Origin of the sequence: Citrobacter sp. Cpo100, from assembly GCF_030332595.1 — a bacterium.
Taxonomy (GTDB): Bacteria; Pseudomonadota; Gammaproteobacteria; order Enterobacterales; family Enterobacteriaceae; genus Citrobacter; species Citrobacter portucalensis.
On the sequence record NZ_JAOWHM010000037.1, the window covers coordinates 1,017,333 to 1,034,677 of the forward strand.

Here is a 17,345-nt window from a genome sequence, read left to right on the forward strand (position 1 = left end):
AAAATATTGTCCCGCGAAGGGTGGGAAAAGCGATGACGACACCGCAGAATAGGAGGTGCTTATCTTTTAAACTCTATCCAGAGTGACGAGTTTTTCCCTGGAGGGGAAATGTCGCAAGTCTCGCAGGCAAGGAACCTGGGTAAATACTTCCTTCTCATCGATAATATGCTGGTCGTGCTGGGTTTCTTCGTCGTTTTCCCGCTGATCTCAATTCGTTTCGTCGACCAAATGGGCTGGGCCGCCGTGATGGTCGGTATTGCACTAGGATTACGTCAATTTATCCAGCAGGGGTTGGGTATTTTCGGCGGTGCTATTGCGGACCGTTTCGGTGCAAAACCGATGATCGTCACCGGCATGCTGATGCGCGCTGCCGGGTTCGCCACCATGGGCATTGCCCATGAGCCGTGGCTGCTGTGGTTTTCCTGCTTTCTTTCCGGACTGGGCGGTACACTATTTGACCCACCCCGCTCGGCGCTGGTGGTTAAACTGATCCGCCCGGAAAAGCGCGGGCGCTTTTTCTCTATTCTGATGATGCAGGATAGCGCCGGGGCCGTGGTTGGCGCGTTGCTTGGCAGTTGGTTATTGCAATACGATTTCCGTCTTGTCTGTGCCACCGGCGCAATTTTGTTCGTTCTGTGCGCGGCGTTTAACGCCTGGCTGCTCCCGGCATGGAAGCTGTCGACAGTGAAAATTCCAGTGCGCGAAGGGATGAGCCACGTGATGCATGACAAGCGCTTTGTCACCTATGTGCTGACACTGGCGGGCTATTACATGCTGGCGGTACAGGTGATGCTGATGCTGCCAATCATGGTGAACGACATCGCAGGTTCACCGGCCGCTGTGAAATGGATGTATGCCATCGAGGCGTGCCTCTCATTGACGCTGCTCTACCCAATTGCCCGCTGGAGTGAAAAACGTTTTCGCCTTGAACATCGTCTGATGGCCGGTCTGCTGGTGATGTCTCTGAGCATGATGCCGATCGGTCTGGTGGGGAATTTGCAGCAGTTGTTCACCCTGATCTGTACGTTCTATATTGGCTCGATCATCGCCGAACCAGCGCGTGAAACCCTTAGCGCCTCACTGGCGAATGCACGTGCCAGAGGAAGCTATATGGGCTTCAGTCGACTGGGGCTCGCTATCGGAGGCGCAATTGGATATATCGGCGGCGGCTGGCTGTTTGACATGGGCAAAGCCCTGGCACAGCCTGAGTTGCCCTGGATGATGCTCGGTATTATCGGCCTCATCACCTTCCTGGCGCTGGGCTGGCAATTCAGTCTCAAACGCCCAACGAGAGGCATGCTGGAGCCAGACGCCTGATAGCCGAACCTGCTTCCGGGCGCTTTTCAGTTTTTTCTGCTGGCGTCCGGGGCGCTGGTACTCGATGATGCTTTGTGTCACGATTACGCCACATGCATCATGTTGAGGAACCCCATGAAAAAGTTTTTTTTTGCCGCTGCACTGATTGTCAGCGGCCTGTTGGTTGGTTGTAATCAACTCACGCAATACACGGTTAGCGAGCAAGAAATTAATCAGGCCCTGGCAAAGCATAATAACTTTTCTAAAGATATCGGCTTGCCCGGCGTTGCTGAAGCACACATCGTACTAAATAATCTCGCCAGTCAGATTGGCCGTGAAGAACCCAATAAAGTGACCCTGACCGGTGACGCCAACCTGGACATGAATTCCCTGTTTGGCAGCCAAAAAGCGACCATGAAGCTGAAGTTAAAAGCCTTACCGGTATTCAACAAAGAGAAAGGCGCAATTTATCTGCAAGAGATGGAAGTCGTGGATGCGACCGTTACACCAGAAAAAATGCAGTCGGTACTGCAAACGCTGATGCCTTATTTAAACCAGTCGCTGCGTAACTATTTCAACCAGCAGCCAGCCTACATTCTGCAGGATGACAGTAGCCAGGGTGAAGCACTGGCGAAAAAACTGGCGAAGGGAATTGAGGTGAAACCGGGGGAAATCATCATCCCGTTCACCGACTAATAAAACTGAGGGCGCCGATGCGCCCTTTTTTTTCGTGCAAACGAAAACGTTTCCGCTTATCCTTTGTTTCCGGCAAAAAAGACTATCCTCAGCCGGAGCATATTAATGACTGCACCATCCCAGGTTTTAAAGATCCGCCGCCCAGACGACTGGCATCTTCACTTTCGCGATGGCGACATGTTAAAAACTGTCGTGCCCTACACCAGTGAAATTTATGGTCGCGCCATTGTCATGCCGAACCTGGCACCGCCCGTCACCACGGTTGACGCGGCTATCGCTTATCGCCAGCGCATTCTTGACGCGGTACCTGCCGGACACGACTTCACACCATTAATGACCTGCTACTTAACGGATACGCTGGATCCCAACGAGCTGGAACGTGGATTTAACGAAGGCGTATTCACCGCAGCAAAACTCTATCCGGCCAATGCCACCACCAACTCGACGCATGGCGTAACCTCTATTGACGCCATCATGCCGGTGCTGGAGAGGATGGAAAAATTGGGTATGCCGCTGCTGGTGCACGGCGAAGTGACGCATGCAGATATCGATATTTTCGATCGCGAAGCGCGCTTTATTGAAACAGTGATGGAACCGCTGCGCCAGCGTTTGACCTCGCTGAAAGTAGTGTTCGAGCATATCACTACCAAAGATGCTGCCGAATACGTGCGCGACGGTAACGAGCTTCTGGCAGCGACTATTACGCCACAGCACCTGATGTTTAACCGCAACCACATGCTGGTTGGCGGGATTCGTCCTCACCTGTACTGCCTGCCGATCCTCAAACGTAACGTCCACCAACAGGCGCTGCGTGAACTGGTTGCCAGCGGGTTTACGCGCGCCTTCCTCGGTACCGACTCAGCGCCGCACGCACGTCATCGCAAAGAGTCAAGCTGTGGCTGTGCTGGATGCTTTAATGCACCGACCGCACTAGGCAGCTATGCCACCGTGTTTGAAGAGATGAATGCGCTGGACCATTTCGAAGCCTTCTGCTCACTCAACGGCCCACAGTTCTATGGTTTGCCGGTAAATGAGACCTTTATTGAGCTGGAACGCGTGGAGCACCTGGTTCCTGAGAGCATAGCGTTGGAAGACGATACGCTGGTGCCTTTCCTGGGTGGCGAAACGGTACGCTGGTCAGTAAAAAGCTAAAAAAAGTGTAGCCAACCGATTCGAATAACTGTATAAATAAACAGTATATTCCACAGGGGGCTACTATGCGTATTGAAGTCACTATTGCCAAAACTTCACCTTTACCTGCCGGTGCAATTGACGCACTGGCAGGTGAACTCTCCCGCCGTATTCAGCACCATTTTCCGGATAACGAAGGTAACGTTACCGTCCGTTATGCCGGCGCAAACAATCTGTCGGTTATTGGCGCGACCAAAGAGGACAAAGAGCGCATCAGCGAGATCCTACAGGAAACCTGGGAAAGCGCGGATGACTGGTTCATCAACGAATAAATAATGATATGCAGTGATGTTTGTTTGCCGGGTCGCCCCGGCTTTTTTATACACGCTATCTTGTAATCAATCGCGCATTTCTTCTGACGAGCATTTAATTTAATATTAACCCACCGATTATCTTTTAACCAAAACAACAAAATAATTGTGCAACATACTAAAAAAAAATGAATAACATGTCGGTTTCTTAGTCAGATAACGCTGAAAACAAAAAATTTATGCCCTTCCCTCTTTAAATTTTCAATGAATACCCTTATTTATTGATATACTGAAGTTGCTTCAGAAAAAAACGCATTGAACCTCGAAAACCGTTGTCTAGTAACACGAATTAGGGGGCATGATGGAAAAGAATAATGAAGTCATTCAGACTCATCCGCTTGTAGGGTGGGACATCAGCACTGTTGATAGCTACGATGCGCTGATGCTGCGTTTGCACTACCAAACCCCGAACCGCCCTGACCCGGATGGGACTGAAGTTGGTCAAACGCTCTGGTTAACCACTGATGTTGCCAGGCAATTTATTTCGATATTAGAAGCAGGAATCGCCAAAATTGAATCTGGCGATTACCAGGTAAATGAGTATCAGCGACATTAAACCTGATACATCCAACCATCAAAAGGCACCTTAGCGGTGCCTTTCTTATTTCCAGGTTGAATATTCCAGGTCAGTTATTTACCCTTCTACTATCGCGATTGCAGAGAGAAGCGGATGAAATACGACTTAATCATTATTGGCAGCGGTTCGGTAGGCGCCGCAGCTGGATACTATGCCACTCGTGCCGGTCTGAAGGTTCTGATGATCGATGCGCATATGCCACCACATCAACAGGGCAGTCACCACGGCGATACTCGATTAATTCGTCATGCTTATGGCGAAGGCGAAAAATACGTTCCGCTGGTGCTACGTGCGCAAACATTGTGGGATGAACTGTCCACCCATAATGAAGAACCGATTTTTGTTCGCTCCGGAGTTATCAACCTCGGTCCGGCAGAGTCAACCTTCTTAGCAACTGCAGCGCAAAGCGCAAAACAGTGGCAACTTAACGTTGAACAATTAGATGCAGCGGCCATCATGGCTCGCTGGCCGGAAATTCGCGTACCTGACAACTATATCGGTCTGTTTGAAGCGGAGTCCGGTTTTTTACGCAGTGAGTTAGCAATTAAAACCTGGATCCGTCTGGCGGAAGAAGCAGGCTGTGCGCAACTGTTTAAATGCCCGGTCAGCGCAATTCATCACGTTGATGATGGCATCACGGTAGAAACGGTTGACGGTGACTACCACGCGAAGAAAGCAGTGATCAGCGCCGGTACCTGGGTGCAGGCTTTAGTTCCTGAACTACCGATACAACCGGTGCGCAAAGTGTTCGCCTGGTATCAGGCCGATGGGCGCTACAGCGTTAAGAATAACTTTCCGGCCTTCACCGGCGAACTGCCAAATGGCGATCAATACTACGGTTTCCCGGCTGAAAACGACGAGCTGAAAATTGGTAAGCACAATGGCGGACAGGTAATTCACTCTGCAGAAGAGCGTAAGCCATTTGCCGCTGTAGCCAGCGACGGTTCTGAAGCCTTCCCATTCCTGCGCACAATTCTGCCTGGCGTTGGCTGTTGCCTGCACGGCGCATCCTGCACTTACGATAATTCACCAGATGAAGACTTTATAATTGATACTCTGCCGGAACATGACAACACGCTGATCATTACCGGACTGAGCGGACATGGCTTTAAGTTTGCTTCTGTACTGGGAGAGATTGCGGCAGACTTCGCTCAGGACAAACCGTCTGAATTTGACCTGACCCCCTTCAGGCTAAGCCGTTTTAAGTGATAATAAATGAATGGCCTCGTTGGTGAGGCCATTTTTAATGACAGGAATAACGTCAATGCGCCGTATCTTTCACTATCTGGTTAATAATATTCGCGAGCACCTTATGCTCTACATTATTTTATGGTCGCTGCTGGCCATTATGGATGTAATATATATTATGTTTTTCTAATTCCTGCGCGCTGACAATAGTTGACAAAAATTGAGATTAGCTTAATTTTTATTGCAATAAACTGAATAATAACAAAAACCATAACACCCCATAGACTAAGCCCCGCCACATATTTTCGCACTAATCCCTTGATGATTACCTCAACAATCAATCAACTTTATTGAACAAAAAATAAATATCATCACTATTGTTATTTATTAGTTGCATTAATGTCTTTTACACGCCATTTTCATTCACTTCTGAAATATCAATCGGTGTGCTTATGCAATTCAATAATACTCCACAGCGCTATGGTGTAGTGTCAGCCACATTACATTGGCTGGTTGCGATTGCTGTATATGGCATGTTTGCGTTGGGGTTATGGATGGTCACGCTTAGCTACTATGATGGCTGGTATCACCAGGCCCCCGAACTGCATAAAAGCATCGGCATCCTACTCATGATGGGACTGGTTATCCGCGTTATCTGGCGGTTGTTCTCCCCTCCGCCTGCTGCGTTGGCAAGCTACTCCCGTTTAACCCGTATCGTCGCGGCAATGGGTCACCTCGTACTTTATTTGCTGCTCTTTTCAATAGTCATCAGCGGATATCTGATTTCCACCGCAGATGGCAAAGCGATAAGCGTCTTTGGCTGGTTCGACATTCCCGCCACCCTGGCCAATGCGGGTTCCCAGGCCGACCTCGCCGGTAGCTTGCACCTGTGGCTTGCGTGGACCGTGGTGATTTTATCCCTACTACACGGACTGATGGCCCTGAAACATCACTTTATTGATAACGACGATACCCTCAATCGCATGTTGGGAAAATCGTCATCTGACTATGGAGCTTAAAATGAAAAAAAACCTGCTGGGACTTACACTCGCTTCTCTGTTATTCACCACCGGGTCGGCCGTGGCGGCAGATTACAAAATTGACAAGGAAGGACAGCATGCCTTTGTTAATTTCCGTATTCAGCATCTGGGTTACAGCTGGCTGTACGGCACTTTCAAAGATTTCGACGGTACGTTTACCTTTGATGAGAAAAATCCCGCAGCCGATAAGGTTAACATAACCATCAACACCAACAGCGTTGACACTAATCACGCCGAACGCGACAAGCATCTGCGCAGTGCAGATTTCCTTAACGTGGCAAAATTCCCGCAGGCGACCTTCAGCTCCACCAGCGTGAAAAAAGAGGGAAATGACCTGGATATCACCGGTAATTTGACCCTGAACGGCGTTACCAAACCGGTTACGCTGGACGCGAAGCTCATCGGTCAGGGTGGCGATCCCTGGGGCGGTACGCGCGCTGGTTTTGAAGCGCAAGGTAAGATTAAGCTGAAGGATTTCAACATCACCACCGATCTCGGCCCTGCATCGCAGGAAGTCGATTTGATCATCTCAGTGGAAGGTGTTCAGCAGAAGTAACGCATGAATTACCGGATGAGGTACTACCCCTCATCCGGCATCATGTTATTGCGCAGGGTCTGGAATACCCAGTTTGGTATTCAGGTGACCGCGTGATTTATTGAAGATTTTATTGCCATTTTCACGCCCCGCACGACGACGCCGTTGTTCCTCTTCCGGCAACTCACTCTCTTCGCTACACAGCTCGCTACAGCAGCCTTTATATTTCTGCGCACAAGCCGGGCACTGAATAAACAACAGATGGCAGCCATCATTTTTGCAATTAGTATGGCTATCGCACGCCGTGCCGCACTGATGGCAATGCGCGATAACATCTTCAGAGATCCTTTCGCCCATACGCTCATCAAAGACAAAGTTTTTACCGACAAAACGTACCGGAAGCCCCTGTTCACGCGCCTTGCGGGCATATTCAATAATACCGCCCTCAATGTGCCAGACTTTGCTAAATCCATTGTGTTTCATCCAGGCGCTGGCTTTCTCACAGCGGATCCCACCCGTGCAGTACATCACGATTTTTTTATCTTTATGCGCCTGCATCATTTCAACCGCTTTCGGCAACTGGTCGCGGAACGTGTCTGCCGGTATCTCCAGCGCATTCTCGAAATGACCCACCTCATATTCATAGTGGTTGCGCATATCAATGAATACCGCGTCAGGATCGTCCAACATGGCGTTCACTTCAGCCGCCTTCAGGTAGTCACCCACGTTGCTGGCGTCAAAATCTGGATCGTCAATACCATCCGCCACGATACGTTCGCGGACTTTCATACGCAGTACCCAGAACGATTTACCGTCATCATCCAGCGCAATATTCAGACGTAAATCCTTCAATGCAGCATCAAACGCATAGAGCTGCTGGCGAAATGCCTCGACGTTGCTTTGCGGTACGCTGATTTGCGCGTTAATTCCTTCATGGGCAAGATATACTCGCCCGAAGACGTTCAATGCGGTGAACATCTGGTACAGCGCATCACGCGTGTGCTGAGGATTGGCAATGGTGAAATATTTATAGAATGAGATCGTCGTGCGCGGCTCGGTCTCGGCCAGCATTTTGGCTTTGAGGGCGTCGTTCGAAATGCGGTTGTGTAACACTGGCATGGTGTACGTATCCTGCAAATAAGGAATAAATGAAAATCGGCGGCATAATAAAGCAAACATCGCCAATTTACATCCACACATTTTACGCTACATTTCATACTTTACGATAAAATCGCAACAACAATTGCGGAATTAATCACCGTTCTCCCGTCACAAATTTTTGATACGCGCGAAAAAATGCGACAATACAGGGAATTGGTCGTTTGAAGACAGGATAGACATGACGAATTTACCCAAGTTTTCGGCTGCGTTACTGCATCCACGTTATTGGTTAACCTGGCTGGGTATTGGCATCCTTTGGTTAATCGTGCAGTTACCCTACCCCATCCTCTTTAAGTTGGGCTGTGCGTTAGGTCGACTGGCGCTACGTTTGATGAAACGTCGGGCAAAAATTGTTTCCCGAAATCTGGAACTGTGCTTCCCGCAGATGAGTGAGCAGGAACGCCAGCAGATGGTCGTCAAGAACTTTGAATCAGTAGGCATGGGCGTAATGGAAACCGGGATGGCCTGGTTTTGGTCCGATAAGCGTATTTCGCGCTGGACGGAAGTGATCGGAATGGAACATATCCGTGATGTTCAGGCGCAAAAACGCGGGATTCTGTTAGTGGGTCTGCACTTTCTGACTCTGGAACTGGGTGCGCGCCAGTTTGGCTTGCAGGAGCCGGGTATTGGTGTGTATCGCCCTAATGACAATCCGCTGCTGGACTGGCTACAAACCTGGGGCCGCATGCGCTCGAATAAATCAATGCTCGATCGTAAAGACCTGAAAGGGATGATTAAAGCCTTGAAAAAGGGCGAAGTGGTCTGGTACGCGCCGGATCATGATTACGGCCCTCGCGCCAGCGTGTTTGTACCACTTTTTGCCGTTGAACAAGCCGCAACAACCTCAGGGACCTGGATGCTTTCGCGCATGTCCAATGCCTGCCTGGTACCGTTTGTTCCCCGCCGCAAACCTGACGGTAAAGGGTATCAATTGATTATGTTGCCTCCAGAATGTTCACCACCGTTGGACGACGCAGAGACTACAGCTGCGTGGATGAACAAAATTGTTGAGCAATGCATCATGATGGCGCCAGAGCAGTATATGTGGTTGCATCGTCGCTTCAAGACGCGTCCTGAAGGCTCCCCTTCTCTGTACTGACGCAGAGTTGCAGCCCAATGGGCTGCAACCCGCTCCCTACCCGTTTTAGGTTTAACTGCTATCCGCATTGCAGCAACTATCAACCAGGCGCATAATTAGCCTGCTTACTTATATTCAATCGATAGCGCAAACAGCGCATCACACTGCGGATCGCTATGTCACCCTCAGATGCCCCCATAAACTGGAAACGCAACCTCACCGTTGCCTGGTTAGGTTGTTTTTTAACCGGAGCAGCATTTAGCCTGGTCATGCCCTTTTTGCCTCTTTACGTCGAGAGTCTCGGCGTCACGGGTCATAGCGCCCTGAATATGTGGTCAGGCCTGGTCTTCAGCATCACCTTTCTCTTTTCAGCCATTGCCTCTCCTTTCTGGGGTGGCCTTGCCGATCGCAAAGGACGAAAAATCATGCTGCTGCGTTCCGCGTTGGGCATGGCAATTGTGATGCTGCTGATGGGACTGGCGCAAAATATCTGGCAGTTCTTAATCCTGCGCGCCTTGTTAGGGCTGCTTGGTGGATTCATCCCCAATGCGAATGCACTGATCGCCACCCAGGTTCCACGCAATAAAAGCGGTTGGGCACTGGGAACGCTTTCAACCGGTGGCGTTAGTGGCGCACTGCTCGGGCCGCTAGCTGGCGGGCTGCTCGCGGATCAGTACGGATTACGCCCTGTATTTTTCATCACCGCCAGCGTGCTGCTGGTCTGCTTCATCCTGACGCTATTTTTTATCCGCGAGCGTTTCCAGCCGGTGAGCAAGAAGGAGATGCTGCACATTCGTGAAGTCGTGGCCTCTTTAAAGAACCCCAAACTGGTGCTGAGCCTGTTTATCACCACTTTGATCATTCAGGTAGCCACCGGTTCTATCGCGCCAATACTGACCCTGTACGTTCGAGAGTTGGCTGGCAACGTCAGCAATATTGCATTTATCAGTGGGATGATAGCCTCTGTCCCCGGCGTTGCGGCATTAATCAGCGCCCCGAAACTTGGCAAATTAGGCGATCGAATTGGCCCGGAGAAGATCCTGATCGTCGCGCTGATCGTTTCTGTGTTACTGCTTATTCCAATGTCATTTGTCCATACGCCCTTGCAGCTTGGTGTTCTGCGCTTTTTATTGGGTGCGGCCGACGGCGCTCTGCTCCCGGCGGTACAAACGCTGCTGGTTTACAACTCGACCAATCAAATAGCTGGACGTATTTTCAGTTATAACCAGTCATTTCGCGATATCGGTAACGTAACAGGACCTCTAATGGGGGCAGCGATATCCGCCAACTACGGTTTTCGTGCCGTTTTCTGTGTGACCGCGGGCGTCGTACTGTTTAACGCCCTGTACTCGTGGAATAGCCTGCGCCGTCGTCGGAGTACAGAGGTCGTGGGATGATTTGTGTATTTGTATTCGCCGGTTCGGAATAATAAACTTATCTTACACGGCGTATATTTCAACCTTAATGATAATAGTAACACACCTTATTTCTGCCAGAATTTTTGGCTTCATACAATGCGGCATCGGCGTATGAAACAACTTTATCCGCTGATTCATCATCAATTTTGCTACAATATACACCGATACTTATCGTCATTTTTTCTTTTAACTCATACGAATTTGGTATTGTCGTACCATTCTCTACATTTCGCCTAATTCGCTCTGCAACAACAATTGCCTCATCTTTATCGTTACACTTAAGAAGGATCGCAAATTCTTCACCGCCTACTCTGGCAAAAATATCCGTATCTCTGATTGATTTATTGACAATATCGACAATGCTGATTATCACTCTGTCACCTTCCTGATGACCGTAAGTATCATTAATCCGTTTGAATTTATCAATATCCAGAACCATTACACATACTGTGCCTTTTGCTAATGATGATTTTAATGACTTATAGAATAGTTTACGATTATATATTTTAGTCATTGCGTCTTTAATAGCTGAATCCGTTTCTTTTTTTAAGATGATGAAGGTGTTGTACATCAGTATTGAGATTATACACAGGGCACTTATCACCTCAATCCCCCGGCTTACATACCAAATATACATGCTATATTCATCCAGGCTCAGAAGTAGTACATTGGTCAATATTGCTGAGCAACACAGTAGCCCTATACTTTTCCACAAGATGTTATGCGTTCTGGTTTTAATGATTAAATACAACAGGACCAGTCCCCAGGATACAATAAGCGAATAAATGTACCCAATATGCCAGTGCACGGTGACATTATCAGGCTTCAGGCTTGTGATCTCGAGTGTAAAATTAGGGTTGTAACTGGCCAGAGCGTGCGCCACCACCGCGATAACAAGCATGATTAAAAAAGACAGAACGATATAGCAAGGTTCTCTTTCTTTGGTTTCAATAACTGTCGAGGATACTTTATAAGATTTTAATGAAACAAATAGCAGAGCAATGAAACTAATCTGCCGAAAGTAATAGAATATGGCTATATCGTTAGTTCTTTTTTCGATTGAGGCATAATCATTAATCAAGTCCTGAACGATGTAGATAGTCTCGATGAAAAATATGTTATTCCCAAGAAACGCCATACCTAATATCATAAGGCAGGTGAGATCTTTTCTACAAAGATACTGGAATAACATAAACAGGAAGATTATCCCATATAAAAAGAATAACCCTACAATTATAATCAGATATACTGTTTGCGGCACACTTTGTATCGTTAATTTAAATTGTGTAAGACACACTCCACCAAGAACATAGCTAGCCAAACAGATTATATAGAAAGCCATTAACCTTCTATTATTTGAATTGCCGTTATCCATAACAACCTTAAGGGCTCTCTTAATTTTGCATTTTATATAATAAAGCATAAGATTTTGCAAACTATTATATCTGCACAGATTCAATGACACTAATTCATTTCTTATTTAATGGTTTCTTATAGATTTATAACCTTTGTCATTAATAACATTTTATTATGTATACTATTTTAGTATCACTCACACCATTCACAGCCCCCATACACAAAAGATACTTTGTCACTACCAGCGACACCACTAAGTTTAGCCACTTTCATTGATTGCACCTGCGACACTTCCGTATAGGGCATTAATTTTCTTCTTTGTTTTTATTAAGTTATGAAATATTACGTCATAAGCGATCGGATTCCCCCTCTAAAACACATAAAAAATAACGTTTAACCCTGAAGATTTCCTTATATAACGTCATTTTTTAATTTTTCGATTTTCATTACTACATAGCAAACCACATACATTACTATTTTTTCTTGAATTTTTTTCCTGATATTACGTCGGCTTCAGTATCTGCCAATGTAAATTTTTTCATAAACAACCGAAGTTACTTTCCCCCAGTCTCGTAGGCATTGCAGGCAGTAATCATCTGATTGAGTGAGCCATGCAGCTAACGGGTTTGACGCTCTGCGGATCGCCGTCTATAGATTGAATCATCCCCCTTTATTGTTCGCCTTAGGAGAAGAAATATGGCAAAGAATGACATGAATTTTTATGCCACGTTGGAAGAGGCTATTGATGCAGCTCGTGAAGTGTTTCTGGCTGATAACCCTGACCTTGAGTCAGACGACGCCAGCGTTCAACAGCTAAGCGTCCAAAAATACGTGCTACAGGATGGCGACATTATGTGGCAGGCGGAATTCTTTGCTGACGAGGATGATGTAGATGGTGAATGTCTTCCAATCCTGAGCGGAGAAGCGGCCCAGAGCGTTTTTGATGGCGACTATGATGAAATTGAAATCCGCCAGGAGTGGCAGGAAGAAAATACGCTTCACGAATGGGATGAAGGTGAATTCCAGCTGGAACCTCCCCTTGATACTGAAGAGGGACAGACCGCAGCCGATGAATGGGATGAGCGATAATTACTCGTAAGGTCCATGATGTATGTCGAGCGGCAGCAGCAACGTATCAAACACCAGCGAAAATGGCAGATCGAGGATAGTGACGTAGCGCCATGCGGAGTCCCTAACATCCCATTGCACGCCAGGATAGTATTGGTTTCCGTGTCCTTGCCCTGGGATGGTACGACTAATAATGCTGCCGCATCCGCTCAGGAAGAAGATCATTATTCCTACAGCCAATATTCGCACCTGCTACCTCACGACTCATTCTATTCAATATAAAAAAATACCGGCACCAGGCCGGTATTTTCACGTTACAGAACGCTTATTTTTTCCTGAGCGCCAGCGGGTTCAGTGTCAGTCCCTGATAGTAGTTCACCCACGAAGAATACTTATCAGGTGAATTCCAGACACGGTAATGTAAACGCGCCATGGTCACAGGATCGCTCAACAACACCAGGCGGCGATCGCGATTCAGTTTCTCCGGCGTTTCGTTCAGTGCCTGTTCCACATGACGATCGCGTGCAATCTCCAGCACGTTGCTGGCGCGATGGCGTGCAGTCGCCATGGCCGTGGCCAGTGCGTTAAACGACGGATTAAACACCGCATGCATAAAGCCATCGTCCAGCGTACGTTTACGGTTCATCACCAGATAGGTATCGGTATCCACCAGCACCTGCGGCGGAGAATACTCTTCCGGGATCAGGAACAGCTTCCAGCGCTTGGTACGTAACCCCACCGTGGAACGGCTGGAAATCACGGAAACAAACGGTGACAGGATCAGCGAGAAGACAATCGGTGCCAGCCAGAACAGGAAACGCAGATCCAGCCAGGCCATACCCACAGCCCACACCAGCCCCAGCAGTAACTGAGAACCGTGACGCATAAACGCTTCACCCCACGGGGTCGAATCGTCATCGCGCTGCGGTGAATTCCACACAACTTCCCAACCGAGGAAGGCACTCACGACGAAGACGGTGTGGAACAGCATACGCACCGGCGCCAGCAGCACGGAGAACAGAACTTCCAACAGTAGCGACAGCGTGACGCGGATAAACCCGCCGTACTCTTTCGTCCCTTTACACCAGATGAGCAAAATACTCAGCAGCTTCGGCAGGAACAGCAGCACCATTGTTGAAGCAAACAGCGCGATCGCCAGTTCAGGTCGCCATTGCGGCCATACCGGGAATAGCTGGCGCGGTTGCAGGAAGTACTGCGGCTCCGTCAACGCATGCACCACCTGCAATGCGGTAGAGAGCGCGAGGAACATAAACCAAAGCGGCGCAGACAGATAGGACATTACACCGGTCAGGAATACCGCACGGTGAACCGGGTGCATCCCTTTCACCAGGAACAAACGGAAGTTCATCAGGTTGCCGTGGCACCAGCGGCGGTCGCGCTTGAGTTCATCCAGCAGGTTCGGCGGCAACTCTTCATAAGAGCCCGGCAGATCGTAAGCAATCCACACACCCCAGCCAGCACGACGCATCAATGCCGCTTCCACAAAGTCATGGGAGAGGATCGATCCCGCAAACGAGCCTTCGCCCGGTAACGGCGCGAGCGCACAGTGCTCGATAAATGGCTTCACGCGGATAATTGCGTTGTGGCCCCAGTAGTGTGATTCCCCTAACTGCCAGAAGTGAAGCCCGGCGGTAAACAGCGGTCCATAAACACGGGTCGCAAACTGCTGGCAGCGCGCATACAGCGTATCCATACCGGAAGCCTTCGGTGAAGACTGGATAATCCCGGCATTCGGATTCGCTTCCATCAGACGCACCAGGCCGCTCAGACAGTCACCACTCATCACTGAGTCAGCGTCCAGCACCACCATGTAGCTGTACTGATTTCCCCAGCGACGACAAAAGTCATCAATGTTGCCGCTTTTACGCTTCACGCGACGACGACGACGGCGGTAGAAAATCTGTCCTTCGCCCTGCACCTCAGCAATCAGCTCCATCCACGCTTTTTGTTCTGCCACGCAGATATCAGGATTGTAGCTGTCGCTCAGGATATAAACATCGAAATGTTCGGCGTTGCCCGTTGCTTTGACCGATTCCCACGTGGCGCGAAGTCCCGCAAATACGCGGTCAACGTCCTCGTTACAGATAGGCATAATCAGCGCGGTACGGTGTTCGGGATTCAGCGGTTCGTCCCCGACCGTTGAGGCCGAGATACTGTACTTATCTCGTCCAATCAACAGTTGCAGGAAGCCCATCAGCGCGGTCCAGAATCCCGCAGACACCCAACAGAAAAGCACGGCAAACAAAATGAGAATTCCGGTTTGCAGCATGTAGGGCAGCAGTTGCATAAAGGAGACCCACAAGTTCTGTCCCATCATGTCTACCGGATTAATAAATGCCCACCCCTGATACGGAAGGATCGTCTTCATATACCAGGTTGCTACGACCGTTTGCGCCAGCGTTAGAATCAACAGCGTATAGCGGCGGATGGTGCCTACGGTACGCCATTTTTGCTCGCTTTCCTGTTCTTCTTTCGTCAAACGCGAAAGATAACGCGGCGTCACATCGCGCCCACGCAAGCGATCCCAAAAACGACCAACCGGGTTGGTACGCCAGGGATCGGGGAACATAGAGGTACGCGTTGCTTTTGGCATCGCCTGCAGCTGATCGCGGCCCTCATCGTCCTTAACCAACTGCTCTTTAGCCAAAGAATCCGGCCATGCTTGCTCAAGGCGAGCTTTCACAGAACCCTGCGGTGAATCATCTTCGCGCGAGTAAGTACGATGCTCGGCATCCAACGCCTGATGAACAGCGCGGATGTCAGTTTTCGGCAGTGCCGCTTTCTCGATATCCGAAAGCGGCATTGCGTCAATATACTCAGTTGTCTTATTCATTGGCAGGTAACTGGTAGCTCCAGGTTTCACTCAGCGTCTGATCGGCATTGACCAAGGCAGCACGCATTTCAGTGGTTTTCTTCACGTCTTTCACTTTCACGCGCAGCATCAAACGCCAACCCTTAGATACCGGGTTATAGCGCACAGTGCTTTCAACGATTTCACCGTTGTCGCCAATACTGGTTTGTGCGGTAACCGGGGTATCCTGCGGCAGCTTTTTCATATCTGTGCCGGTAAAGTCCACCACAAACGCGATGGTACCGTCAGGCTGACGAATCAGGTTGGACTGTTTTACATCACCGGTAGAACGACGAGTCTGCTGTACCCAGGCGCTTTCCGGCGCATGAAGCTTGTCTTCATCACGCGTGAACGTCAGAGTGTACTTGAAGTTCATCTCTTTGCCCGCTTCAGGCAGTTGATCCGGCGTCCAGTACGCAACGATGTTATCGTTCGTTTCATCGTTAGTTGGGATTTCAACTAACTCAATCTTACCTTTACCCCAGTCACCTTTTGGCGTGATCCAGGCGCTTGGGCGCAGATCGTAACGATCGTCGATATCTTCAAAACGCGAGAACTGACGGCCACGCTGCAACAGTCCGAATCCTTGCGGGTTTTCCATTGCGAAGCTGCTCACCGCGAGATGTTTCGGGTTATTCAGCGGACGCCAAATCCACTCCCCATTGCCCGCGTGGATAGACAAACCGTTAGAATCATGCAGTTCCGGACGATAGTTTGTCGCCGGAGACGGCTGGTTCGGTCCAAACAGGAACATACTGGTTAACGGTGCCACACCCAGTTTGCCCACTTTGTCGCGCAGGTAAACTTTGGACTGAACATCCACGACCGTGTCACGGCCTGGAATAATGACAAAACGATACGCTCCGGTTGCACGCGGAGAATCCAACAAAGCATAAATGGTTAAACGTTTATCAGTCGGTTTCGGACGCTCGATCCAAAACTCACGGAAGCGGGGAAATTCTTCACCAGAAGGCAGAGCGGTATCAATCGCGAGGCCACGCGCTGACAGGCCGTAGACCTGACCTGCACCCAGAACGCGAAAATAGCTGGCACCGAGCATGCTGACGATTTCATCGTTTTTATCTTTGCTGTTGATCGGATACAGCACTTTGAACCCGGCGAAGCCGAGATCTTTTACCGTGTCTTTATCATGCTGAACATCGCCAAAATTAAAATAATCCGGGCTGTATTTGATTCTTTTCACCGCCGTGGCGGTAACTTCGTTGATTTTGACCGGCGTGTCGAAGTACATACCCTGGTGGTAGAACTCGAGCTTAAATGGGGTCTTGAGATTGCTCCAGTACGCTTTATCGCGATTGAACTGGATCTGTTGATAGTCCGCATATTTCATGTCGCGGAAAACGGAGGGCAAGTTACTTTTTGGCGCCTCATAGCCTTTCCCGGCTAAGGATTGAGCTTGTTTTGCAACATCATCAATACTGAACGCCCAGCTCGATGATGTGTACAGCGTTAACATGACTGCTGCACCCAACCAACGCATTTTCATCATTTGTAGTTTATGTTTCATAATTAGTAAGCACTTCCCCCTTTGTGTGCT

General features: G+C 49.0%; 17 protein-coding genes. 12 read left to right on the forward strand and 5 right to left on the reverse strand.

The annotated features are described in order from the left end of the window. Positions 1 to 108: 108 nt before the first annotated feature. The 9 genes from mdtH to OGX96_RS20635 all read left to right on the forward strand — a co-directional run bounded on the left by mdtH (position 109) and on the right by OGX96_RS20635 (position 6,855). Entirely contained in the window at positions 109 to 1,317 is a 1,209-nt protein-coding gene (mdtH, locus tag OGX96_RS20595; protein WP_003832142.1) for a multidrug efflux MFS transporter MdtH, read from the forward strand. A 114-nt stretch (positions 1,318 to 1,431) separates the two neighbouring features. After that, entirely contained in the window at positions 1,432 to 1,992 is a 561-nt protein-coding gene (locus OGX96_RS20600) for a lipoprotein (RefSeq protein ID WP_020996498.1), read from the forward strand. A 105-nt stretch (positions 1,993 to 2,097) separates the two neighbouring features. After that, positions 2,098 to 3,144 carry a dihydroorotase gene (pyrC, locus tag OGX96_RS20605; protein WP_032942952.1) on the forward strand — a complete coding sequence of 349 codons (1,047 nt, stop codon included), beginning with the start codon at positions 2,098 to 2,100 and terminating at the stop codon, positions 3,142 to 3,144. A 65-nt stretch (positions 3,145 to 3,209) separates the two neighbouring features. Beyond that, positions 3,210 to 3,455, forward strand: coding sequence for a DNA damage-inducible protein I (gene dinI / locus OGX96_RS20610; protein WP_003036157.1), 246 nt, complete (start codon positions 3,210 to 3,212; stop codon positions 3,453 to 3,455). A 340-nt stretch (positions 3,456 to 3,795) separates the two neighbouring features. Further along, entirely contained in the window at positions 3,796 to 4,050 is a 255-nt protein-coding gene (bssS, locus tag OGX96_RS20615) for a biofilm formation regulator BssS (protein ID WP_003036154.1), read from the forward strand. Positions 4,051 to 4,164: 114 nt separating this feature from the next. Continuing rightward, complete coding sequence (solA, locus tag OGX96_RS20620) at positions 4,165 to 5,280, forward strand: N-methyl-L-tryptophan oxidase (RefSeq protein WP_286584149.1); 1,116 nt, start codon at positions 4,165 to 4,167, stop codon at positions 5,278 to 5,280. A gap of 55 nt (positions 5,281 to 5,335) precedes the next feature. Then, positions 5,336 to 5,449, forward strand: a complete 114-nt coding sequence (locus OGX96_RS20625) for a YceO family protein (RefSeq protein ID WP_003036148.1) — start codon at positions 5,336 to 5,338, stop codon at positions 5,447 to 5,449. 262 nt (positions 5,450 to 5,711) lie between these two features. Further along, complete coding sequence (locus OGX96_RS20630; protein WP_286584150.1) at positions 5,712 to 6,278, forward strand: cytochrome b; 567 nt, start codon at positions 5,712 to 5,714, stop codon at positions 6,276 to 6,278. Between the two features lies 1 nt (position 6,279). Beyond that, the gene (locus OGX96_RS20635; RefSeq protein ID WP_286584151.1) at positions 6,280 to 6,855 is read left to right on the forward strand and encodes a YceI family protein; all 576 of its coding nucleotides are present in this window, start codon (positions 6,280 to 6,282) and stop codon (positions 6,853 to 6,855) included. Positions 6,856 to 6,900: 45 nt separating this feature from the next. Here the strand turns inward: OGX96_RS20635 and trhO are convergent, their stop codons facing one another. Continuing rightward, complete coding sequence (gene trhO, locus OGX96_RS20640; protein ID WP_048226980.1) at positions 6,901 to 7,953, reverse strand: oxygen-dependent tRNA uridine(34) hydroxylase TrhO; 1,053 nt, start codon at positions 7,951 to 7,953, stop codon at positions 6,901 to 6,903. Between the two features lie 220 nt (positions 7,954 to 8,173). On the opposite strand from trhO, the gene OGX96_RS20645 reads away from it, so the two are divergent. Both OGX96_RS20645 and mdtG read left to right on the forward strand, forming a co-directional pair. Then, the gene (locus OGX96_RS20645; protein WP_003036136.1) at positions 8,174 to 9,094 is read left to right on the forward strand and encodes a Kdo(2)-lipid IV(A) acyltransferase; all 921 of its coding nucleotides are present in this window, start codon (positions 8,174 to 8,176) and stop codon (positions 9,092 to 9,094) included. A gap of 155 nt (positions 9,095 to 9,249) precedes the next feature. After that, positions 9,250 to 10,470 carry a multidrug efflux MFS transporter MdtG gene (gene mdtG, locus OGX96_RS20650; protein WP_048235661.1) on the forward strand — a complete coding sequence of 407 codons (1,221 nt, stop codon included), beginning with the start codon at positions 9,250 to 9,252 and terminating at the stop codon, positions 10,468 to 10,470. 64 nt (positions 10,471 to 10,534) lie between these two features. Here mdtG and OGX96_RS20655 read toward each other — a convergent pair whose 3' ends face one another. Then, on the reverse strand, positions 10,535 to 11,866 hold the full coding sequence (locus OGX96_RS20655; RefSeq protein WP_048236462.1) for a sensor domain-containing diguanylate cyclase: 1,332 nt from the start codon (positions 11,864 to 11,866) through the stop codon (positions 10,535 to 10,537). Positions 11,867 to 12,558: 692 nt separating this feature from the next. Between OGX96_RS20655 and OGX96_RS20660 the strand changes: the two genes are divergently transcribed. Next, positions 12,559 to 12,936, forward strand: a complete 378-nt coding sequence (locus tag OGX96_RS20660) for a MysB family protein (protein WP_008784346.1) — start codon at positions 12,559 to 12,561, stop codon at positions 12,934 to 12,936. Here the strand turns inward: OGX96_RS20660 and OGX96_RS20665 are convergent, their stop codons facing one another. From OGX96_RS20665 to mdoG, 3 genes are all read right to left on the reverse strand, one after another. Next, positions 12,937 to 13,164, reverse strand: coding sequence for a YceK/YidQ family lipoprotein (locus tag OGX96_RS20665; protein WP_003832117.1), 228 nt, complete (start codon positions 13,162 to 13,164; stop codon positions 12,937 to 12,939). Positions 13,165 to 13,240: 76 nt separating this feature from the next. Beyond that, a complete protein-coding gene (gene mdoH, locus OGX96_RS20670; protein WP_048235662.1) occupies positions 13,241 to 15,769 on the reverse strand; it encodes a glucans biosynthesis glucosyltransferase MdoH in 2,529 nt (842 codons plus the stop codon). After that, complete coding sequence (gene mdoG, locus OGX96_RS20675; RefSeq protein WP_103014639.1) at positions 15,762 to 17,297, reverse strand: glucans biosynthesis protein MdoG; 1,536 nt, start codon at positions 17,295 to 17,297, stop codon at positions 15,762 to 15,764. Before mdoG ends, mdoH begins: the two co-directional genes overlap by 8 nt. Positions 17,298 to 17,345: the final 48 nt, after the last annotated feature.